18 protein-coding genes are annotated in these 21,557 nt (G+C 69.2%); 9 read left to right on the top strand and 9 right to left on the bottom strand.

The annotated features are described in order from the left end of the window. Positions 1–112: 112 nt before the first annotated feature. Positions 113–1,243 carry a DNA polymerase III subunit beta gene (gene dnaN, locus ACFW47_RS09790; protein ID WP_030971386.1) on the bottom strand — a complete coding sequence of 377 codons (1,131 nt, stop codon included), beginning with the start codon at positions 1,241–1,243 and terminating at the stop codon, positions 113–115. Between the two features lie 924 nt (positions 1,244–2,167). Then, entirely contained in the window at positions 2,168–4,180 is a 2,013-nt protein-coding gene (gene dnaA / locus ACFW47_RS09785; protein ID WP_386305422.1) for a chromosomal replication initiator protein DnaA, read from the bottom strand. 376 nt (positions 4,181–4,556) lie between these two features. Here dnaA and rpmH point away from each other — a divergent pair, with 376 nt between their 5' ends. The 9 genes from rpmH (at position 4,557) to ACFW47_RS09740 (ending at position 11,492) form a co-directional block, all read left to right on the top strand. Beyond that, positions 4,557–4,694, top strand: a complete 138-nt coding sequence (rpmH, locus tag ACFW47_RS09780) for a 50S ribosomal protein L34 (RefSeq protein WP_003975051.1) — start codon at positions 4,557–4,559, stop codon at positions 4,692–4,694. Between the two features lie 20 nt (positions 4,695–4,714). Further along, entirely contained in the window at positions 4,715–5,086 is a 372-nt protein-coding gene (gene rnpA / locus ACFW47_RS09775; protein ID WP_386280127.1) for a ribonuclease P protein component, read from the top strand. Next, positions 5,083–5,457, top strand: a complete 375-nt coding sequence (gene yidD / locus ACFW47_RS09770; RefSeq protein ID WP_073726111.1) for a membrane protein insertion efficiency factor YidD — start codon at positions 5,083–5,085, stop codon at positions 5,455–5,457. Before rnpA ends, yidD begins: the two co-directional genes overlap by 4 nt. 3 nt (positions 5,458–5,460) lie before the next feature. After that, entirely contained in the window at positions 5,461–6,753 is a 1,293-nt protein-coding gene (gene yidC / locus ACFW47_RS09765) for a membrane protein insertase YidC (RefSeq protein ID WP_386280132.1), read from the top strand. Between the two features lie 15 nt (positions 6,754–6,768). Continuing rightward, entirely contained in the window at positions 6,769–7,281 is a 513-nt protein-coding gene (locus ACFW47_RS09760) for a protein jag (RefSeq protein ID WP_386280134.1), read from the top strand. A gap of 126 nt (positions 7,282–7,407) precedes the next feature. Continuing rightward, positions 7,408–8,127 (top strand): 16S rRNA (guanine(527)-N(7))-methyltransferase RsmG, encoded by a 720-nt coding sequence (gene rsmG, locus ACFW47_RS09755; protein WP_384478663.1) that lies wholly within the window; start codon positions 7,408–7,410, stop codon positions 8,125–8,127. A 248-nt stretch (positions 8,128–8,375) separates the two neighbouring features. Next, entirely contained in the window at positions 8,376–9,449 is a 1,074-nt protein-coding gene (locus ACFW47_RS09750; protein ID WP_272591281.1) for a ParA family protein, read from the top strand. Continuing rightward, positions 9,446–10,546: a ParB/RepB/Spo0J family partition protein gene (locus ACFW47_RS09745; protein WP_386305421.1), complete on the top strand. Its 1,101-nt coding sequence runs from the start codon at positions 9,446–9,448 to the stop codon at positions 10,544–10,546. Before ACFW47_RS09750 ends, ACFW47_RS09745 begins: the two co-directional genes overlap by 4 nt. A 328-nt stretch (positions 10,547–10,874) precedes the next feature. Beyond that, positions 10,875–11,492: a GNAT family N-acetyltransferase gene (locus tag ACFW47_RS09740; RefSeq protein WP_386280141.1), complete on the top strand. Its 618-nt coding sequence runs from the start codon at positions 10,875–10,877 to the stop codon at positions 11,490–11,492. Between the two features lie 81 nt (positions 11,493–11,573). On the opposite strand, the gene trxA is transcribed toward ACFW47_RS09740, so the two are convergent. The 7 genes from trxA to ACFW47_RS09705 form a co-directional block, all read right to left on the bottom strand. Continuing rightward, positions 11,574–11,906 (bottom strand): thioredoxin, encoded by a 333-nt coding sequence (gene trxA / locus ACFW47_RS09735; RefSeq protein ID WP_143641354.1) that lies wholly within the window; start codon positions 11,904–11,906, stop codon positions 11,574–11,576. A gap of 41 nt (positions 11,907–11,947) precedes the next feature. Then, positions 11,948–12,916 (bottom strand): thioredoxin-disulfide reductase, encoded by a 969-nt coding sequence (gene trxB, locus ACFW47_RS09730; RefSeq protein ID WP_386280143.1) that lies wholly within the window; start codon positions 12,914–12,916, stop codon positions 11,948–11,950. 151 nt (positions 12,917–13,067) lie between these two features. Continuing rightward, positions 13,068–13,919, bottom strand: a complete 852-nt coding sequence (locus ACFW47_RS09725; protein ID WP_386305659.1) for an anti-sigma factor family protein — start codon at positions 13,917–13,919, stop codon at positions 13,068–13,070. Between the two features lie 17 nt (positions 13,920–13,936). Then, positions 13,937–14,698, bottom strand: coding sequence for an RNA polymerase sigma factor SigM (sigM, locus tag ACFW47_RS09720; protein WP_386305419.1), 762 nt, complete (start codon positions 14,696–14,698; stop codon positions 13,937–13,939). 30 nt (positions 14,699–14,728) lie between these two features. Next, on the bottom strand, positions 14,729–16,444 hold the full coding sequence (locus ACFW47_RS09715) for a protein kinase family protein (RefSeq protein ID WP_386280147.1): 1,716 nt from the start codon (positions 16,442–16,444) through the stop codon (positions 14,729–14,731). Positions 16,445–16,583: 139 nt separating this feature from the next. Beyond that, the gene (murJ, locus tag ACFW47_RS09710) at positions 16,584–18,971 is read right to left on the bottom strand and encodes a murein biosynthesis integral membrane protein MurJ (protein WP_386280150.1); all 2,388 of its coding nucleotides are present in this window, start codon (positions 18,969–18,971) and stop codon (positions 16,584–16,586) included. A 43-nt stretch (positions 18,972–19,014) separates the two neighbouring features. After that, the gene (locus ACFW47_RS09705; protein WP_386305418.1) at positions 19,015–21,411 is read right to left on the bottom strand and encodes a DUF6049 family protein; all 2,397 of its coding nucleotides are present in this window, start codon (positions 21,409–21,411) and stop codon (positions 19,015–19,017) included. Positions 21,412–21,557 lie beyond the last annotated feature (146 nt).

Genomic DNA, 21,557 nt, shown 5'->3' with positions numbered 1-21,557 from the left:
GGACGTCCGTGCACAGCTGTGGGCGTACGCGCTCATACGTACGCCCTCACCTGCGGATACGTCGCGAGTCCGTCCTCAGCCTGTGGACAACCCGGCGCGGGTCCTCAGCCGCTCAGCCGCTCAGCCGCACCGGCATGATCAGGTACTTGTAGGCCTCGTCCGCCTCGGCGTCCAGGGCCGGCTTGCCGCTGAGCAACGCCGGCTTCGTGGACGTCGTGAACGAGAGCTGGGCCACCGGGGAGTCGATGGCGCTCAGGCCGTCCAGCAGGAACGTCGGGTTGAAGGCGATCGAGATGTCGTCACCCTCCAGCTGTGCGTCAACCCTTTCCACAGCCTGTGCGTCGTCGCTGGAACCTGCCTCCAGGATCAGCACGCCCTGCTCGAAGCTGAGCCGCACCGGGGTGTTGCGCTCGGCGACCAGGGCCACACGCTTGACGGCCTCCACGAAGGGGGCGGTCTCGATCACGGCGACGCTGTTGAACTCCGTCGGGAAGAGCGTCTTGTACTTCGGGAGGTCGCCCTCCAGCAGACGCGTCGTCGTGCGGCGGCCGGCCCCCTCGAAACCGATCAGGCCCTCGCCCGCGCCCGAGCCGGACAGCGCCAGGATCACCTGGTCGCCGCTGGTCAGCGCCTTGGCGGTGTCCTGGAGCGTCTTGGCGGGCACCAGGGCGACCGCGGAGACCTCCGGGTTCTCCGGCTTCCACAGGAACTCGCGGACCGCGAAGCGGTACCGGTCGGTGGAGGCCAGCGTCACCGAGTCGCCCTCGATCTCGATGCGCACACCGGTGAGCACCGGCAGTGTGTCGTCGCGGCCCGCGGCGATCGCCACCTGCTGCACGGCCGCGGCGAAGACCTCGCCGGGAACCGTGCCCGTGGCCTCCGGCATCTGCGGCAGCGCCGGGTACTCCTCCACCGGCAGGGTGTGGAGGGTGAACCGCGAGGAGCCGCAGACCACCGTCGCCCGTACACCGTCTGTGGAGATCTCCACCGGCCGGTTGGGGAGGGCGCGGGAGATGTCGGCGAGCAGGCGGCCGGAGACGAGGACCGTGCCCTCCTCCTCGATCTCGGCCTCCACCGACACCCGCGCGGAGACCTCGTAGTCGAAGCTGGACAGGCTCAGCTGCCCCTCCTCGGCCTTCAGCAGCAGGCCCGCGAGGACCGGCGCCGGCGGACGGGCCGGGAGACTGCGAGCCGCCCAGGCCACTGCCTCCGCGAGTACGTCGCGTTCCACCCGGATCTTCACTGTTGCCGCCTCCTGCTGTTGCCGGCGCTTCTCGCCCTGCCTGGCTTCGTCGTCTGACTCGGTGTCGTCGGCCCCCGTTCGGGGCAGGACACCGGAGAACAGTCTGACGCACCCCACTGACAGTAGGTGCCCTTCGGGGTCAAGTCGTGCCGAGGGGCGGTCGGGCCCGAGAGGGCGAGTTGTGCACAGGTCCCGCTTCGAAACGAATTCCGCTCTCTCTCTAGTCGGGAGTAGTAGTAGGGCCTGTGGATACCGTGGATAACCTCGTTTGCCCAGGTCAGGCCAGGAATTTTGTCCACGGGTCCTGTGGGCGGAGCCGGTGGACAACCGGGCGTATCTGTGGAGAACAGAAAGTTCTGCACACTCCGTGCACAGGGAGGGGCGACTTCTCCCCAGATCCGTCCCCAGCTTTGCCCGTGTTTCCCACAGCCCACCTCGGCACCTCTGTGTGACGCCTTTCACTCGACGCGGTGAGAGGGCGCGTTGCGTTGCCGAACAGTGGACAGACATGTGGAGAAGCCGGTGATCGCTGGGGACAACCGGCCGCAGCCTGTGGGTTGTCCGTGGACAACTCGGTGCACAGCTTGTGGACCGACTCGTCGTCCACAGCCTGTGGAGATCGTTCGTCCACGAATCCACAGCCACCTGACCTGGCCTGATGGTTCCTCAACAGCCTGGCCTGTGGACAGGATCGGGACAACTTCCCAGTCCCCAAGGTGTGGACGGAAAAAAGTGACCGAATCTGTGGAGAGCGGCCGTAACCCGGCAGGTAATCGAACAGCGGAGTCGCCGCGGTGACCGGGCGCAGACCCGTCGGCGTCCCGGGGGTGACGCGTCGGGGGCGTCGCGGAGGCCGTCCCCGGGCACGGAAAAGGCGCCCCGGGGGTGTCCAGGACGCCTTCGAGGAGCCGGTGCCGGCCGCGCTCAGCCGTTCTTGATGCGGTTGGTCAGCTCGGTCACCTGGTTGTAGATGGAGCGCCGCTCGGCCATCAGATTGCGGATCTTGCGGTCGGCGTGCATCACCGTGGTGTGGTCCCGGCCGCCGAACAGGGCGCCGATCTTCGGCAGGGACAGGTCCGTCAGCTCGCGGCACAGGTACATGGCGATCTGCCGCGCGGTCACCAGCTGGCGGCCGCGCGAGCTGCCGCACAGGTCCTCCACCGTGAGGCCGAAGTAGTCGGCGGTCTCGCTCATGATGGCCGTCGAGGTGATCTCCGGCGTCGAGTCCTCCCCGCCGGGGATCAGGTCCTTGAGGACGATCTCGGTGAGGCCCAGGTCGACCGGCTGCCGGTTGAGCGACGCGAACGCCGTCACCCGGATCAGCGCGCCCTCCAGCTCGCGGATGTTGCGCGAGATCCGGGAGGCGATGAACTCCAGTACCTCGGGCGGGGCGTTGAGCTGCTCCTGCACCGCCTTCTTGCGCAGGATCGCGATGCGCGTCTCCAGCTCGGGCGGCTGGACGTCGGTGATCAGGCCCCACTCGAAACGGTTCCGCAGCCGGTCCTCCAGGGTGACCAGCTGCTTGGGCGGCCGGTCGCTGGAGAGCACGATCTGCTTGTTGGCGTTGTGGAGGGTGTTGAAGGTGTGGAAGAACTCCTCCTGCGTCGACTCCTTGTCGGCCAGGAACTGGATGTCGTCGACGAGCAGGATGTCCATCTCGCGGTACCGCTTGCGGAAGCTGTCGCCCTTGCCGTCGCGGATGGAGTTGATGAACTCGTTGGTGAACTCTTCCGAGCTCACGTACCGCACGCGCGTGCCGGGGTAGAGGCTGCGGGCGTAGTGCCCGATCGCGTGCAGGAGGTGGGTCTTGCCGAGTCCCGACTCGCCGTAGATGAAGAGCGGGTTGTAGGCCTTGGCGGGTGCTTCGGCGACGGCGACGGCCGCGGCGTGGGCGAAGCGGTTGGAGGCTCCGATGACAAAGGTGTCGAAGAGGTACTTCGGGTTCAGGCGTGCGGTCGGCTCGCCGGGTCCCGCCGCCGGCGCCGGCTGGGCGGCCAGGGGGCCGGGGGCGCCGGTGGCGGGACCGGGGCCGACGGGGCCGCCGCGGTGCACGTGTCCGGAGCCGGACGGCGGCTCGGGCAGGTCACGGCGGGGGCCGCGCTGGTCGTAGTCGCCCCGCTGCTGGTCGTACTCCGGCCGTTGCTGGTCATAGTCGCCGCGCTGCTGCTCGTAGTCGGTACGTGACTGGCCGTGGTCGCCGCGGGACTGTTCGTAGTCGCGCGGCTCGTAGTCGCCGCTGCGGTCGTAGTCACCCCGCTTGTAGTCGCCGTGCTGCGAGTCGTACGACGGGCGTTCCGGCGACTGCGGACGGTAGTTCTGTCCGTACGAGTCCTGGGGGTACGGCTCCTGGTCGTAGCCCTCCTGGGGCGGCGAGGCGTACGGGTCCCGCTCGGGGAAGCCCAGGCGCTGCTGCTGCCAGCCGTAGTCGTCCTGCTGCGTGGGGCGGGGCCAGGAGCCGGGCTCGGGGCGCTGGTACTCCTGCGGGTAGGCGGGGCGGGCGGTGGGGAGCTGGTCGCCGCGGCGGCGGCCGTATCCCTCGTAGTCGTCGCGGCCGCCCTGGCCGTGGCCGGGCGCGGGGAGCTCGGGCTCCTCGTAGCGGGGCTGGGGGCGGGCGGGGGGTGCCTGCGGGGCGGGCGCGGACGTGGCGGGTGCGGGTTCGCCGGCGGTGTCGTCGACGGTGATCGCGATACGGATGGGGCGGCCGCATTCGCGGCTCAGCGTCTCGCTGACGACCGGGGCGAGGCGGCCCTCCAGTACGCCCTTCGCAAATTCGTTCGGTACGGCGAGCAGGGCGGTGTCGGCGACCAGCGCGAGGGGCTGGCAGCGCCGGATCCAGTGCTCGTCCTTGGACTCGACGCCTTGCCCGCGGCCCTCCCCGAGGAGTTGCTCCAGTACGCGTGGCCACACTGCGGCAAGATCGGCAGGTACGTCAGCCACAGGGCACGCTCTCTCATGAGTCCCTCGAAGGTGTGATTCGGGGACGGGTCGGGATGAAACTCGGGTGGGGCAGGGATAAGGGAACGAATCGGAGTCCAGTCACGGTAGTCAGCGTGGCCGGTAGGGTTCAAGTTGTTGTCCCCAGCCTGTGGACAAGTGTCTCCCGGTCACCGCTGGTTTGACCGAATGGCGCAGTCCCACGTACCGTGACCAGGTCGAGTTGTCGATGGCTGCTGCCGCCTGCCTCCGATGGGCACAGGTCACGTCCAAGGTGATCGAAAAGCGGTGCACTCGGGCGTAACGCGAGCTACTCGTGGGCGCACGGTGACAGCCAGGACGGCACCCCGCCAACCCCGATTCTTTCTGGAGCCCCCGAGTGAGCAAGCGCACCTTCCAGCCGAACAACCGTCGTCGCGCCAAGACCCACGGCTTCCGGCTGCGTATGCGCACCCGTGCCGGCCGCGCGATTCTCGCGACCCGCCGCAGCAAGGGTCGCGCCCGTCTGTCCGCCTGATCCGGTCAGGTCATGACGTCGTGCTGCCCACCGAGAACCGGCTGAGGCGGCGCGAGGACTTCGCGACCGCGGTACGACGAGGCCGCCGGGCCGGACGCCCGGCCCTGGTCGTCCACCTTCGAAGCGGTGCCACGGACCCGCACGCGCCTGGGGAGAGCGCTCCCCCGACACGTGCGGGTTTCGTCGTGAGCAAAGCCGTGGGTGGTGCGGTGGTGCGCAACAAGGTGAAGCGCAGGCTTCGCCATCTGATGCGCGACCGGATCGACCTGTTGCCCCCCGGTAGCCTGGTAGTCGTACGAGCGCTGCCCGGTGCGGGCGACGCCGACCATGCACAGCTGGCCCGAGACCTGGACGCCGCCCTGGAGCGGCTACTGGGAGGGGGCGCGCGATGAAGTACCCGCTGCTGGCTCTGATCAAGCTGTACCAGTGGACGATCAGTCCTCTGCTGGGGCCGGTGTGCAAGTACTACCCGTCGTGTTCCCACTACGGCTACACGGCCATCGACCGACACGGTGCTCTCAAAGGCACGGTGCTCACCGCTTGGCGCATCCTGCGGTGCAATCCGTGGTCGCTGGGTGGAGTGGACCATGTTCCGCCGCGCAAACGCCCGCGGTGGCACGAAATGCTGCGTGACGCCTGGCGTGCACGCAAGGGCGGGACCTCCGCCGCCGAACCGGCCAACGAGGGACAGACTTCTCCGACGAGTCCGTCCAGTCCTTCGAGTCCGGCCGCAGAGACCCCGTCCCATGCCCAAGGAGCATGATTAGTGGACACGATTGCCAGCCTCTTCAGTTTCATCACGACACCTGTCTCCTGGGTCATCGTCCAGTTCCACAAGGTGTACGGCGCCATCTTCGGCCCTGACACCGGATGGGCCTGGGGCCTGTCCATCGTGTCCCTGGTGATCCTCATCCGCATCTGCCTGATCCCGCTCTTCGTGAAGCAGATCAAGGCGACGCGTGGGATGCAGACGCTCCAGCCGGAGATGAAGAAGATCCAGGAGCGCTACAAGAACGACAAGCAGCGCCAGTCCGAAGAGATGATGAAGCTGTACAAGGAGACGGGTACCAACCCGCTCTCCTCGTGCCTTCCCATCCTGGCGCAGTCGCCGTTCTTCTTCGCCCTGTACCACGTGCTCAACTCGATCGCGTCGAACGACACCATCGGCGTGATCAACGAGCGTCTTCTCGAGAGCGCCCAGAAGGCGCACATCTTCGGTGCTCCGCTGGCCGCGAAGTTCACCGACGGCTCCGCCAAGGTGGAGGCCCTCGGGTCCTCGCTGACGGACGTCCGGATCGTCACCGCGATCATGATCGTGCTGATGTCGGCGTCGCAGTTCTTCACTCAGCGCCAGCTGATGACCAAGAACGTCGACACCACGGTGAAGACGCCGTTCATGCAGCAGCAGAAGATGCTGATGTACGTCTTCCCGGTCATGTTCGCCGTCTTCGGCATCAACTTCCCCGTCGGTGTCCTCGTCTACTGGCTGACCACGAACGTGTGGACCATGGGCCAGCAGATGTACGTCATCCGCAACAACCCGACCCCGGGTTCCAAGGCCCAGGCCGCCTACCTGGAGCGCCTGCTCAAGCACGTCACGGACACCGGCAAGACGCGCGGTCGCGGTCAGCGGTCCATCGTCAAGGCCATCGTCGCCAAGGGCCGGGACCGCAACGAGTTCGAGCGCAAGTTCATCAACGGTCTGAACAAGGCGGGCCTCGCGGCCCAGGCCGACGGCACCGTGGTGAAGGGTGAGACCCCCGCCGCCCAGAGCGAGGACGGCGCGACCGGTACCACCGCGGCGCCCAGGCGACAGCAGCCCAAGCGGCAGACCAAGGCGCAGCGGCAGGCCGCCAAGCAGGCCGGTGAGTCGGCCGGTGAGCCGGAGGCCAAGACCTCTCTCAGCAAGTCCGGCGAGCCGGAAGGCGGCCAGCAGGGTGGCAAGTCCGCCGGCACCGCCAAGAAGCCCGCGCAGAAGCCCGGCGGCGGTGGCCGCAGCAAGGCCCAGTCCGGACAGCGCAAGGGCCCGCAGCGGCCCAAGTCCCCGTCGAAGAAGTAAGAAGGAGTCCATCCCGTGACGGAAGGCACCACCTCCGCCGCTGCCGAGGGCGCAGACACCCTGACTCGTCTCGAGAACGAGGGCGAGATCGCCGCGGACTACCTGGAGGGTCTGCTCGACATCGCCGACCTCGACGGCGACATCGACATGGACGTCGAGGCCGACCGCGCCTCCGTCTCGATCATCAGCGACAGCAACAGCCGGGACCTGCAGAAGCTGGTCGGCCGGGACGGCGAGGTGCTGGAGGCTCTCCAGGAGCTCACGCGTCTGGCCGTGCACCGGGAGACCGGCGACCGCAGCCGTCTGATGCTCGACATCGCGGGCTACCGGGCCAACAAGCGGGCCGAGCTGTCCGAGCTGGGCGCGAAGGCCGCGGCCGAGGCCAAGAGCAGCGGCGAGCCGGTGCGGATGAAGGCGATGACGCCGTTCGAGCGCAAGGTCGTGCACGACGCGGTCAAGGCCGCGGGCCTGCGCAGCGAGTCCGAGGGCGAGGAGCCGGAGCGCTTCGTCGTCGTGCTTCCCGCCTGATCGGTCCCCACGTTCTCCGGCCCCGTCTGTTGCGCAGACGGGGCCGAATTTTGTCAGCCTGATAGTTCTGGTGGTTCTGGCAGCGGCGTCTGGTGCGCCGGTGTCGTACGGAAGGGCGGTCCCCTCGTGTCGGAGGCAGCGGAGCTTCCCCCTGTTCCCGAGCAGGCACGCGACGTGTTCGGTGCTCGCTACGCGGACGCTGTCCGCTACGCCGAGTTGCTCGCTGAGGCGGGGGTGAAGCGTGGCCTGATCGGTCCGCGTGAAGTACCCCGTCTGTGGGAGCGGCATCTGCTGAACTGCGCCGTGCTTTCGGAGGTCGTGCCCGAGGGCGTGACAGTGTGCGATGTCGGTTCGGGCGCCGGCCTGCCCGGGATCCCGCTGGCGCTCGTCCGGGACGACCTGAAGATCACTCTTCTGGAGCCCCTGCTGCGGCGCACCAATTTCCTGACCGAGGTCGTGGAGCTTCTGGGCCTGGACCATGTGACCGTGGTGCGTGGCCGGGCCGAGGAGGTCATGGGCAAGTTGCCGCCGGTGCATGTGGTGACGGCCCGTGCCGTTGCTCCGCTGGACCGTCTGGCCACCTGGGGGGTCCCGCTGCTGCGCCCGTACGGCGAGATGCTCGCCCTCAAGGGCGACACGGCCGAGGAGGAGCTGAAGGCCGCGGCCACGGCGCTCAGCAAGCTGGGTGCGGTGGAGACCTCCATCCTGCATGTGGGTGAGGGAGTCGTGGATCCCATGTCCACCGTGGTGCGGGTCGAAGTCGGGGAGAGTCCCGGTGGAGTGCGTTTCGCCGCCAAGCGGGCCAAGGCGGCGCGGACCGGCCGTGCGCGGCGGCGCCGCGGATAGCCGTACTCCACACAAGCTGCCCTGCCTACGCGTGCCGGAGTGTCGCGGCTGATCGGCCTCGGCGGCGCTGCATCGTGTTTCACGTGAAACGTCGCTCACTGCTGCACGGCATCATCAGTCGCGGCCGCGCTGCGGCCGACCCCCGTGACCGAAAGCCTCTCGGGTCGCTCGGAGAGGGTACGGAGTTGTCCACAGAGGTGGATTTCTCCACAGAACAACAGGCCTCACTGGTTCATGACCCCGAAGACATGGGAGGCTCTGTTCATTGCGAGCCTGAAGTCGAGGAGAGTGAATCCTTGCGGTCCGACGCCAATATCGCGGGACCGATGACCGATCCGGTCCCCGGTCCCCGTACCGAGTCGACGGGGGCGGATGTTTCACGTGAAACACCGCCGCCGATGGACGACACTCCGATCGGTCGTGCTGCCCAACTGGCGGTGGAGGCTCTGGGCCGCGCCGGCGAGGGCCTGCCGAGGCCCGAGCAGACCAGGGTCATGGTGGTCGCCAACCAGAAGGGCGGTGTGGGCAAGACGACGACGACCGTCAACCTTGCCGCGTCGCTCGCGCTGCACGGGGCGCGGGTCCTGGTCGTCGACCTGGATCCGCAGGGCAATGCCTCCACCGCTCTGGGGATCGATCACCACGCCGAGGTTCCGTCCATCTATGACGTCCTGGTCGAGAGCAGGCCACTCTCGGAGGTGGTCCAGCCGGTCCCCGACGTCGAAGGTCTCTTCTGCGCGCCCGCCACGATCGATCTCGCCGGTGCGGAGATCGAGCTGGTGTCCCTGGTAGCGCGAGAGAGCCGGCTTCAGCGGGCGATCCAGGCGTACGAGCAGCCGCTGGACTACATCCTCATCGACTGCCCGCCCTCGCTCGGTCTGCTGACGGTCAACGCGCTGGTCGCCGGCCAGGAGGTGCTGATCCCGATCCAGTGCGAGTACTACGCGCTGGAAGGCCTGGGGCAGCTGCTGCGCAACGTCGATCTGGTGCGGGGGCACCTCAACCCCACGCTGCATGTGTCGACGATCCTGCTCACCATGTACGACGGCCGGACGCGGCTCGCGTCCCAGGTCGCCGACGAGGTGCGCAGTCACTTCGGCGACGAGGTACTGCGGACGAGCATTCCCCGCTCGGTCCGCATCTCCGAGGCCCCCAGCTACGGACAGACGGTCCTGACCTACGATCCAGGATCGAGCGGAGCCCTCTCCTATCTGGAGGCGGCGCGAGAGATCGCGCTCAAGGGCGTGGGCGTCAGCTACGACGGGACGCACGCCCACATCGGAGCACAGAATGACCCGAACATGGTGGAGGGGATCCAGTGAGTGAGCGACGGAGGGGGCTGGGCCGAGGTCTGGGCGCACTGATCCCCAATGCTCCGACGGAGAAGTCGGTGGCTTCAGCGGCGCTGGGGAATGCGGCTCCCGCGTCCCCGGCTGCGATGCCTCTGCTGCCCCATGAGCGTGGTGTGGCCGCGGCCAAGGTGACCACGCTGCCGCCTGTTCCACGTGAAACAGAGGAGTCGGCTGCTTCGGGAGACTCGGAGTCTCTTCGGCCTCCGCTGGGCGCGCACTTCGCGGAGATCCCGCTCGATGCCATCACACCGAACCCGCAGCAGCCGCGTGTGGTCTTCGACAGTGACGCGTTGGCGGAGCTGGTCACCTCCATCAAGGAAGTGGGCCTCCTCCAGCCGGTCGTCGTGCGACAGGTGGGACCGGCGCGCTACGAACTGATCATGGGTGAACGTCGCTGGCGGGCCTGCCGTGACGCCGGCCTGGAGGCGATCCCGGCGATCGTGCGTGCCACAGAGGACGAGAAGCTCCTCCTGGACGCGCTGCTGGAGAACCTGCACCGGGCCCAGCTGAACCCACTCGAAGAGGCAGCCGCCTACGATCAGCTGCTCAAGGACTTCAACTGCACGCATGACCAGCTGGCCGACCGCATCGGGCGTTCCCGGCCGCAGGTCTCGAACACGCTGCGTCTGCTGAAACTCTCCCCGAAGGTCCAGAACCGGGTGGCTGCCGGGGTGCTTTCCGCCGGTCATGCGCGGGCGCTCCTCTCCGTCGAGGATTCGGAGGAGCAGGAGCGGCTGGCCCACCGGATTGTTGCCGAAGGCCTCTCGGTCCGGGCGGTCGAGGAGATCGTGACCCTCATGGGCTCCCGGCCGCAGAAGCCCCAGCGGGCCAAGGGACCTCGGGCCGGGTCCCTGGTCTCCCCGGCGCTGTCCGATCTGGCGACACGGCTCTCGGATCGCTTCGAAACGCGGGTGAAGGTCGACCTGGGCCAGAAGAAGGGAAAGATCACCGTGGAGTTCGCCTCCATGGAGGATCTTGAGCGCATCCTTGGGAGCCTCGCTCCCGGTGAGGGGCCTGTGCTGCAGAAGAGCCTCTCGGACGGCGAGGCCGAAGAGCTCGACTCCTGAGAGGCGCGGCAGGGGCCCGCTGAGCAGGGCTCCTCTGCCGACAGGGCGGGTCGTGTCCGGTGCGTACCGGAACACGACCCGCCCTTTGCTATCCGCCGGTGCCGAGGGCAGCGCTTCGTGGATACGATGCGATCGGGATGGCGCAAGCACCTGGCAGCACCTCTGAGAGGAAGGCAGGGGCCATGCGAACGATGAGCCGTACCGGACTGGTGAGCGCGGGCTTGGGGCTGGGCGCGGTCGGTGGCTTCATCGGCAGCCTGCTCAGGGAGCGGAGCGCTCTGACAGCCGCCCGAGACGCGGCGGGCGAAGGAAGCGAGGAACAGCCTTCATGGGGCGCCGGCTCGTACCGCTCACGCTGGACAACCTTCAGGACCTTCCCCAGCGCTGTCGCTCGTGCGTCTTCTGGGAGCTGGACCCCGTCAGCGGCGAAGCCGCGGTGAAGGCGGGCACGCCTGCTCTGGAGAAGGAATCCTGGATCTCCGCCGTCCTGCTGGACTGGGGGTCGTGCGGACGGGTGGTCTACGTCGACGACGTGCCGGTGGGCTTCGTGCTCTATGCGCCGCCCGCGTATGTGCCGCGGTCGACGGCCTTCCCCACCAGCCCCGTCTCGTCGGACGCCGTGCAGTTGATGACCGCGTTCGTGGTGCCCGGCTATCAGGGGCAGGGGCTGGGCCGGGTGATGGTGCAGACGGTTGCCAAGGATCTGCTGCGCCGAGGTTTCAAGGCGATCGAGGCGTTCGGGGACGCCCGCTGGAAGGAACCGGCCTGTGTGCTGCCTGCCGACCACCTGCTGGCCGTCGGCTTCAAGACGGTGCGCCCGCATCCCAGCCATCCGCGGCTGCGTCTGGATCTGCGCTCCACGCTCTCCTGGAAGGAAGACGTGGAGATGGCTCTGGACCGACTGCTGGGCGCCGTTCAGAAGGAACCCGCGCTGCGGCCCTTGTAGCGAAGTCACCGTGCCGGGCATGGGAGCAGAACGAAGGGGCCGACCCGTCCGGGTCGGCCCCTTCGTGTTTCACGTGAAACATCACTCGGCGATGAAGTCCTCGAGGTCGCGAACGATCGCGGCCTTCGGCTTGGCGCCGACGATGGTCTTGGCGACCTCGCCGCCCTGGTAGACGTTCAGGGTCGGGATGGACATGACGCCGTACTTGGCGGCCGTACCCGGGTTCTCGTCAATGTTGAGCTTGACGACCTCGATCTTGTCGCCGTACTCGGCGGCGATCGCCTCGAGGGACGGCGCGATCTGGCGGCAGGGACCGCACCAGGCGGCCCAGAAGTCCACCAGGACGGGCTTGTCGCTCTTGAGAACGTCCTGCTCGAACGAGTCGTCGGTCACGTGCTTCAGGGTGCCGGCCACGGCGGGCTCCTTAACTGGTTGGTGCGTGGAGTGGGTGGGGGTCAGACAGCGGTCTTCTCGGGCTCTGCCTTGTCCTCGTCGGTGAGCGCGGCGAGGAAGCGCTCCGCGTCGAGCGCGGCGGAGCACCCGGTACCGGCGGCGGTGATGGCCTGGCGGTAGGTGTGGTCGACCACGTCACCGGCGGCGAAGACACCGGTGAGGTTGGTGCGGGTCGACGGGGACTCGACCTTCAGGTAGCCCTCCGGGTCCAGGTCGAGCTGGCCCTTGAAGAGCTCGGTGCGCGGGTCGTGGCCGATCGCGATGAACAGGCCGGTCACCGGCAGGTCCGAGAGTTCACCAGACTTGACGTTGCGCAGCTTCAGGCCCGACAGCTTCTGGTCGCCCTGGACCTCGGCGACCTCGCTGTCCCAGACGAACGTGATCTTGGGGTCGGCGAAGGCGCGCTCCTGCATCGCCTTTGAGGCGCGCAGGGTGTCACGGCGGTGGACGATCGTCACGGACTTGGCGAAGCGGGAGAGGAACGTGGCCTCCTCCATCGCGGTGTCACCGCCGCCGATCACGGCGATGTCCTGGTCCTTGAAGAAGAAGCCGTCGCAGGTCGCGCACCACGAGACGCCACGGCCGGAGAGGGCGTCCTCGTTCGGCAGACCGAGCTTGCGGTGCTGGGAACCGGTGGTGACGATGACGGCCTTCGCCTGGTGGACCGTGCCCGCGGTGTCGGTGACGGTCTTGATCTCGCCGGTCAGGTCGACGGCCACGACGTCGTCCGGGATCAGCTCGGCGCCGAAGCGCTCCGCCTGGGCGCGCATGTTGTCCATGAGCTCGGGGCCCATGATGCCGTCCTGGAAGCCCGGGAAGTTCTCCACCTCGGTGGTGTTCATCAGGGCGCCGCCCGCAGTGACGGCGCCCTCGAACACCAGCGGCTTCAGCGACGCGCGCGCGGTGTAGAGCGCCGCCGTGTAGCCGGCGGGCCCGGAGCCGATGATGATCACGTTTCGGACGTCGCTCACGGCTTCATTCCTCGTCTCTGGACTGCGTCTTCAGGGCCGGGTGGAGCTTCTCTCGGAGCCCTCACCCCACCCAACGGATCCTAAGGGGCGCGCATTCCCGCTGTGTCCGGGCACACGGCAGACACGCGCCGGGCGAGGGCTGAGCGTGCTTTCAGGAGCGCGCGTAGGAGTGCTTCAGCAGCACCTTGGCCTTGCTGACGCTGGGCTGGCCCACACATGCCGACTCGACGATGTAGGCGGTGACCCGGCTGTCGTTGGCGGCGTCGGGCAGGACCACGAGGAGTGCTTCCTTGCCCTTGTAGACGCCTTCCTTCGTGGCGAGTGCCGCGTCGCCCCGGCCGATGCCCCGCTGGACACATTCGGGAACCGTCGGCTGCTTGAAGACATGGTTCTCGGCGCCGGTCTCGGATTCCATGCCGAAGCTGCGCGGCGTACGAGGCGCGTTCCGGGTGTCCTGCTCGTCGGCGATGAGGCCGGCGACCTGTTCCTTGAGCTTCCCCTCGGAGAAGGTGTCCGCGAGCGCCGTCTGCCCCCCGTGGGCGGTGTCGTCGGCCGGGTCGCCACCGGTGAGGGAGGAGACGACGACGGAGCCGAGTCCGAGGGTGGCTGCGGCGGCCACGGCGCCGAGTACGGCGATCCTGCGGCGTCCCCCTCGCCGGCGCTCCTTGCGCCCAGGGCCGGTGGAGGAGGTGCGGGCGTTCCCGGCGGGGCGGTTCGTGGGTGCCGGTGTTTCACGTGAAACACGCGCGCCGTCGTCGGTGGCGGTTGCGCTCAGCGGTGCCTCCGCGGCGAGGGCTCCGTCGATACGGGCCGCGACGTCGTCCGGCATGCGCTCCGGCCCCGGCAGTGTGCCGAGCAGTCCCTGGATCTCCTCCAGTGATGTGTAGACGTCCGTGCAGAGCTCACAGGTCTCCAGGTGCCGTTGGACGTCGGTGTTCCGTGACGGAGGGAGCAGTCCCTCGGCGAGGTCGGAGATCTCGGCGACGTCCGGGTGCCCGGTCATGTCTGTCGTCGACGACGTCACGCTCGTCCACCTCCGCCCTTCACTGCGGCTGAATCGCTCGGCCCTGCGTCCGGCGGACCCGCACGGCGCGGTCCCGCTGCCGGTGGGACGGATGTCCCCTGAGTCCGGTTCCGTTCATCGCCGGCCTTCCTGCCCTGGCCGGCCTTCGTGTCCCCTGGGGGCTTCGCGTCCTCGCCGCTGCCGTCCGGGCGCAGGTGGGTCAGCAGCGGCAGAAGTCTGGCCCTGCCCCGGGCGCACCTGCTCTTGATCGTCCCGGTCGGCACGTCCAGGACCCGGGCGGCCTCCGCGACGGGGTAGCCCTGCATGTCGACCAGGACGAGCGCCGCCCGCTGATCGGCCGGCAGGGTGTCCAGGGCCTCCAGGAGCTGACGGTGCAGGTCGTTGCGTTCGGCGGGGGCCGACGCCGACTCGTGCGGCTCCAGGAGCTGCTCCAGGCGCTCGGTGTCGTCGACCGGAGCGGTCTTCCGGGAGGCGGCCTTGCGGGCGCGGTCCAGGCAGGCGTTCACCGTGATCCGGTGCAGCCAGGTCGTGACGGCCGCCTGGCCACGGAAGGTGTGGGCGGCCCGGTAGGCGGAGACGAGGGCGTCCTGGACGGCGTCGGCCGCCTCCTCGCGGTCCCCCAGCGTCCGCAGGGCCACGGCCCAGAGACGGTCGCGGTGACGGCGGACGAGTTCTCCGAAAGCGGCGGGGTCGCCCTCGACGTGGCGGGCGAGGAGGTCCTGATCGCTGACGTCGCCGTAGGCGGTGCCGTCTGCCATCGGACCCCCTCCCCTTCAACCGCCGGGCTCTCAGCCCTTGAACGTCACGTCGGTGATGGCCTGCTTGTACCCGGGGTCGCTGTACTTGTCGCCGGGTGCGTGGGGCAGAGCGGTGAGCCACACGAGGACGTACTGCGTCTTCACCGGCTTGGTGAGCTTGACCGTGGCGTCGGTCCCGTTTGTGGTGACCGTGCCGATCTTCCGCATCGCGTCGATCGACGAGGGCTGCAAGGAGTCCGCGGCGTACAGCTCCACCGTCGTGTGGTCGCCGCCGTAGAACAGCCCTACGTCCGCCGTTGACAGTTCCTTGGACGAGCCGAGGTCGTAGACGATGCCGACGCCCGGCTTGAACGGTCCGATGACCGGCCCCTCGTAGAAGCTGTTGGTCCGCCAGAGGGTCGCGCTGTCGCCGTCGTAGGTCTTGCCGACGTCGCCCGGGTGCTGCGCGTCGCCCTTGACGACGAACTCCTGAGCTCCCTGGACCGCGATCGGCTTGGCCGGCCGGGACTGCTCGTCGTTCTTGTCGTCGCCGTCCGTCGTCTGCGTCTGGTTCTGGTCGTCGGCCTTGCCACCCCGCTCCATGAGCGCGTCGGCGAGCTGCCAGCTGCCCAGGCCGAGCGCCGCGATGAGCAGGGCGGAGACGCTCCACTTCAGCGCCTTGCCGGTACGGCTCTGCAGAGGTGGCGGCGGCGTCGGCACGGGCTGGGTGGCGCCGGGACGCGGTGCCGGGCGGCCATAGGCGCCCTGCTGGTAGGCGGTGCGCTGGTACTCGGGCGGGGCCGTGTACGCGGGCTCCGGCGGACGGATGCGGGGCATCTCGCCGATCGCCTTCACCAGCTCCTCCGGCGTGGTGCACGGGGACTCGTGGCGGGAGGCGGTGGCGCCGTCGTTGACGAGCGCCCGCATGGTGAGTTCGGACAGGCCGCGGTGGACACCCGCGCGCACCTGGTCGGGCGGAATCAGCCCGATGTCCTTCGGCAGACCCGCCAGACCGTGGGCGTCGGTCTCGTAGGGCCAGCGCTGGGTGAGCGCCGCGTACAGCAGGGCACCGATGGCCTCCGTATCGGTGCGCTGAGGGGTTTCGGAACTGATGCCGCGCAGGGCGGCGTTGACGGCGAGGCCGCGGATCCGCCACTGACCCGTCGAGGTCCGCAGCACCGCGTTGGGGCTCAGACGAAGATGGGCGAGGCCCTCACGGTGGGCCGCCGCCATCGCGGACGCGACCTGGCTGACCATCTGGTAGGCGTCGTACACCTCCAGCGGGCCGGAGGCGAGCAGCGCGGTCATCTCGGTGGCGTCGGGGAGCCATTCGTGGACGACGTAGACCAGGTCGTTGTCCTCGACGGCGTCGAGGACCTGGACGAAACGGGGGTCGCCGAGCAGGGCGGAGGAGCGCGCCGCGGCCAGCACGGAACGGGCACGGGAGTGGTCCGCCGGGAGGACGTGTACTCCGACGGCGCGGCGGAGCTTCTCGTCGACGGCCCGCCAACTGCTGAAGCCGTCCAGACGGGTGACGCACTCCTCGAGGCGGTAGCGTCTGGCGAGTTTGTGCCCGCTGTGCAGTTCGGGAGGCGAGGCCTTGCCGGAATCCTCGCTCGTCGGGCTCCCCTGTGCCTCGTCGCTGTCCGTGTCCCGCTCCCGGTTGTTGGCCACCCCGTCGGCCGTGGACTGGTCCGCCTGTGCGGTCAGCGGCTCGTCACCGCTGTTGTCTGCCACGTCGACGGCAGCTGTGCTCCGTTCCGCCACCGTCGTTCTGCCTCCCCATTCCATGCGCGCCGACCGGCTCCCGATGCGCGCGGTCCGACGCCGAACCCAATTGTGCCCACAGTCCGCCGCTATGCACGACACACGGCGGTGAACGATGGTTGTGCGCCTACCCCGCCTCTCAGCGTCCCAGGCGTCCGCGCACCATGCCGACCAGCGAGTTGACTTCCTCGATGCGCATGCGGCGGGCGGCGACGAAGAAGACGCCGAACAGCAGCACACCGCCGGCCAGCAGCGCGGCGAACGATCCCACGACGTCCTGGCCGAGCGCACGGCTGATCGCGTAGCAGGCCGCCCCGCTGAGCAGCGCGGCCGGCACGGATGCGATGCAGAGCCGGGCGTACGTCCGCAGCACCCGTGCGCCGTCGAGGTCGCCGCCGAGCCGCTTGCGCAGCCTGCGCCAGGCGACACCGACACCGGTCACGTAGGCCAGTCCGTAGGAGGCGGCCATGCCGACGACGGCCCAGCGCGAAGGCAGGAGGAGGAAACACAGCGCCGAGGCGGCGGCGTTGACCACGGCCACGATGACCGTGTTGTAGAAGGGCGTCCGGGTGTCCTCGTAGGCGTAGAAGGCGCGCAGGACGACGTACTGGACGGAGTACGGGATGAGGCCGAGGCCGAAGGCCATCAGCATGTAGCCCATGTTGGTGGCTTCACTCGTGCCCGAGGAGCCGAACATGAGGGTGCACATCGGGATGCCGAGGGCGACGAAACCGAAGGAGACGGGGACGATCGCGACGGCCGTGGTGCGCAGGCCCTGGGAGATGTCGTCCCGGACCGCACCGCCGTCCTCCTCGGAGGCCGAGCGGGAGATGCGGGGCAGCAGGGCGGCCATCAGGGAGACGGTGATGATGGCCTGTGGCAGACCCCAGATCAGCTGCGCGTTGGCGTAGGCGGCGAAGCCCGTGCCGTCGACGGGCGACGCCTTGCCGGCGGCCGTGGAGAGCTGGATGACGATCATGGCGCCCGCCTGGTTGGCGAGGACGAACAGGACGGTCCACTTGGCGAGGGTGACCGCCTTGCCGAGTCCGTGGCCCTTCCAGTCGAAGCGCAGCCGGAGCCGGAAGCCCGTTTCCCGCAGGTAGGGGATCATCGCGAGGGCCTGCACGATGAGGCCCAGCAGGACACCGATGCCGAGCAGTCGCTCGCCCTCCGGCGGGATGCTCGTGACCTTCATCCCGGAGGTCTCCGCGGTGCCGTACACCCAGATGAACATCGCCAGGGTCACGATGATGACGATGTTGTTCAGGACCGGGGTCCACATCATCGCGCCGAACCTGCCGCGGGCGTTGAGGATCTGCCCCATCACCACGTGGAGGCCCATGAAGAAGATCGAGGGCAGGAAGTAGCGGACGAAGGTGATGCCGACCTCGTTCGCGGCCGGGTCACTGGCCACGGGGTTGGACAGAAGCCGGATCAGCAGGGGCGCGGCGAAGACCGTGATCACGGTAAGGACGCCGAGCGCCACCATGACGAGGGTCAGCAGGCGGTTGGCGTAGGCCTCGCCACCGTCCTCGTCGTCCTTCATGGCCCGCACGAGCTGCGGTACGAAGACCGAGTTCAGACCGCCACCGACGGTCAGGATGTAGATCATGGTCGGCAGCTGGTAGGCGACCTGGAAGGTGTCACCGAGCAGACCGACGCCCAGTGCCGAGACGATCAGCGCCGACCGGATGAACCCGGTCAGCCGCGACACCATCGTGCCCGCCGCCATCAGCGCGCTCGACTTCAGCAGCCCGCCCGCACGACCGCCCTTCTTGGGCGCGACGGCCGCGGGGGCGGGCTCGGGCTCCTGGAGAGGAGCCTCGGCCGCTTCCGGGGTGGGAGCCACCGCGTACTGGCCCGGAGCGGGCGCCGCGTGCTGCTGCCCGTACGCCGGCGGCTGCGCGCCGTACGGCCCGGGTGCCGGAGCGTTTTCGTATGGAGTGTGCCCCTGGGTGTCGCCGTACTGGCCCGGCTGCTGCCCGGGGCCGCCTCCGTAGGGGCCCGGTGCCGGGGCGGGGGCGGGGACGGAGGCGTGGTTGTCGTACGAGGGGTGGCCGCCGCCCTGCTGCTGGTCGCGGAACAGGTGGGCGAACGCGTCCGGTTCGTGGCGCTGCTCGCCCGCCTGGGTGACCAGGTCGTCGACGCCGACGAACTGAGTGGTGCGCGGGTCGTCGCCGTACGGCAGGTACTGGGTGGGGCCCTCCGGTTCGGGGGCCGGGGTCTGGGCCCAGACGCGAGGGTCGGGGGCGTAGGGCGACTGGGAGGGCTGGGAGTACAGCGGCTGCTGGGGCGGGTGGGCGCCCGGCGGCGGTGGCGGGTGCGCGGCGCGGTCGTAGAGCGCCTCGGAGACCGGGTCCTGGGCGGAAAGGTCGTGCGCCCGGTAGGGATCCTGGTCGTAGGCGTCCTGGAGGTACATGTCCGCGTGCGGCTGCGGCGGTGTCTGTCCGGGGTCGGACGGCGGACCCTCGGGGTGACCCGAGCCGTCCGCGGTCCCACCGCGGTCACCGTCGTACGGCGCGTTCATGGTTACCCCACCTCATCGTCCCGGGCCCACGGCCACGACATCCTCAACGGTCCACTCTCTCACCCGTGCCGGACGGGTCGGCGTTTTCCGCTGCGGTGTCCGGTGTCGGGTCACTCGGCTGCTCCGGGTCGCCTGCCCGGGGGCGTGCGTCGGACTCCTCGTCGAGACGCTCGCCGGGGCCTTCCGGGTTCTCCGGACCGTCCTCGGCGTCCTCGGCGGTCTCCGTGCCACCGGCCTCGGCCTTCTCGGCGTCGCGGGCCGCCGCCCGCTTGCGCTGGGTGTACATCCGGAAGCCGGCCAGGACGAGCAGCAGGACGCCGCCGCCGATGACGAGCATCACGGTTGCCGTGATCTCGGTGACCTTCACGTCGAAGGTGACGGGGGCGCCGTACGCGCGCCCGTCCATCGTGTACAGCTGGGCGATCACCGTGGCCCGGCCGTTGGCGTTGGCCGACGTGGTGAACTTCACCGACTGGCTGTGGCCGCCGGAGACCGAGATCGGCTGCTCCTCGTAATCGGCGCCGTCGATCTCCAGGCGGGTCGGGTTGGTGGAGGTGAGCCGCAGGACCAGGGGCCCGACGTCCTGCACCAGGTTGTTCTGCACCGTCACGGGGATCGTGGCACTGCGGCCGGAGAGCTTCGTCTCCGACTTGTCGATCAGTCTGACCCGGCCGGTCAGCCCGTCGAGGTACGACTTGACCCCGGTGCGGAAGGACTCCGCCTCGTCGGCCCGGCCGCGCCAGGACGCGGACATCTCCCGGTTCAGTGCGCGTCCGAAGGGGGTCGCCACCCGGGACGGGTCGGACAGGACGACCTTGAAGTTGTCGAGCGCGTCCTGTGTGCGCGCGATCTGCACGAATGCCGACCGGGGCAGCTCCTGCTTGCGCAGGGACGCGGGGTAGGCGGAGGCACTCGGGACCTTCGTGGTGGCGTCCGGGTCCGGCTTGGCCGCGGCGGCCGCCGACAGCTTCTGGGGCTCGGACCAGGTGCCGTCCTGCAGCGCGCGCAATGCCTCGGCCATCGCGCGGGCCTGGCTGCCGGTGGGCATCCGCTGCGGGGCGATGACGACGCTGCGCTGCTTGCCGGTCTGGAGGTTCAGGGACAGGCTCTGGGCGAGGAACCGCTGGACCGCGAGCGTGGACGCGGAGGCGTCGGTCAGGTCGCCCTCGAACGCCGTGGACAGCCGGGCGTCCGCGACGACGGCCGTCGTGCCGCCGCCGACGGGGCGGGCCGCGGAGGGCGTGTACGGCAGGCCGCTGGTCTCCTGGAGGCTGTCGCTGCGGGCGATCACCTTGTCGGCGCCCGCCGAGGTGGCGACCTTGACGATGGAGCGGTCGACCGCGCCGGCCACGGGCCAGGCGAAGTCGGTGCTCGGCTTCACGTGCAGGATGGGATCGACCGTGTTGTGGATGACGTCCGTGGCGCTCTTGAGCTGGCTCAGGGAGCCGGTGACGTCGGTGCCGTTGTGGGCCAGGGAGGCCAGGTCCGGATCGGCGAAGGGAAGCGAGATCACCTCCTCGTCGGCCACCGCGTCCTGGAGGTCGGCGAGCCACTGCTTGGCCACGTCCTGGTGGGTGCCGGCCACCGTCTTGTCCCCGTCGCGGACGCTGTAGTTGCCCGTCATCGCGTCGACGGACGCCAGCAGGTCGGGGTCGACGACCCAGGTGACGTCGAGGTCCTTGCCGAGCGTCACCATCTGGTTGAGGCGTCCCCCGGGGGAGATCTCCTTGGCCAGGTCGTCGTTGAGGAACACCGGTGTCTGTTCCTCGTTCGGCCCGGTCTCGGCGGCCATGTGCGTGGTGGAGACGAGCGGCCACAGCGCCGTCGTCTTCGTCGTGGTGCCGGCCTTGCCGGGCTGCCAGGGCAGGAAGGTGCGCTGGATGCCGAGGACCTGCTCCCAGGGCTGGGCGGAGGTCTCACCGGAGAGGGACACGGCGAATTCGTAGACTCCGTCGTCTCCGAGGTCCAGGTCGTCGACCGGGACGGAGATGTTGAAGTGCTCGGCGACGCCGGGGGCGAGCTTGGAGAACTTCTCCGTGTACTTGTCGTCGATCTCCGGGGGAACGGACCCCTGGAGGCCGGCGGCGTCCTTGGCGATCGCGTCGACGGACGAGCGGGTGTTGATCTCGGGCCCCAGCCGCAGACCCACGTGGGCGTCGGTGACGGTCTGCTCGCCGTTGTTGGTCACGGTGCCGGACACGGTCACCGTGTCACCGTCGGTGGGTGCCGAGGGAGTGAGTGAGTCCACGGCGACGGCCACGGAGCCCGCGTCACCGTCGGCCTTCGCGGAGAGCTGACCGGCGGCGAGGGCCGGGCTCGCGGCCGGCAGCTGGACCAGGCCGGCCAGCAGGGGCGCGCCCGCGACCAGTGCCGTGGTGCGCCGCAGCCACCGGCGGGCAGGTGAGGGACTGGTCCCCTGGAAGTCTGCCGCCTCGGCCACGCGCTCGCCCGTCCCTCGTCTTCGTCAGTGGTCGTCGGAATGTGCGTCCACGCATGGTAACGATGCGCGCTGAGGGTAAGTGCCGCGACGTACACCACAAGATCCGCCGCCGGTCGCGGCCGTCCCGTATGTGCGCCTATATAGGG

It is taken from the genome of Streptomyces sp. NPDC058796 (assembly GCF_042745235.1).
GTDB lineage: Bacteria > Actinomycetota > Actinomycetes > Streptomycetales > Streptomycetaceae > Streptomyces.
This window is presented reverse-complemented; position numbering and strand designations above follow the sequence as displayed.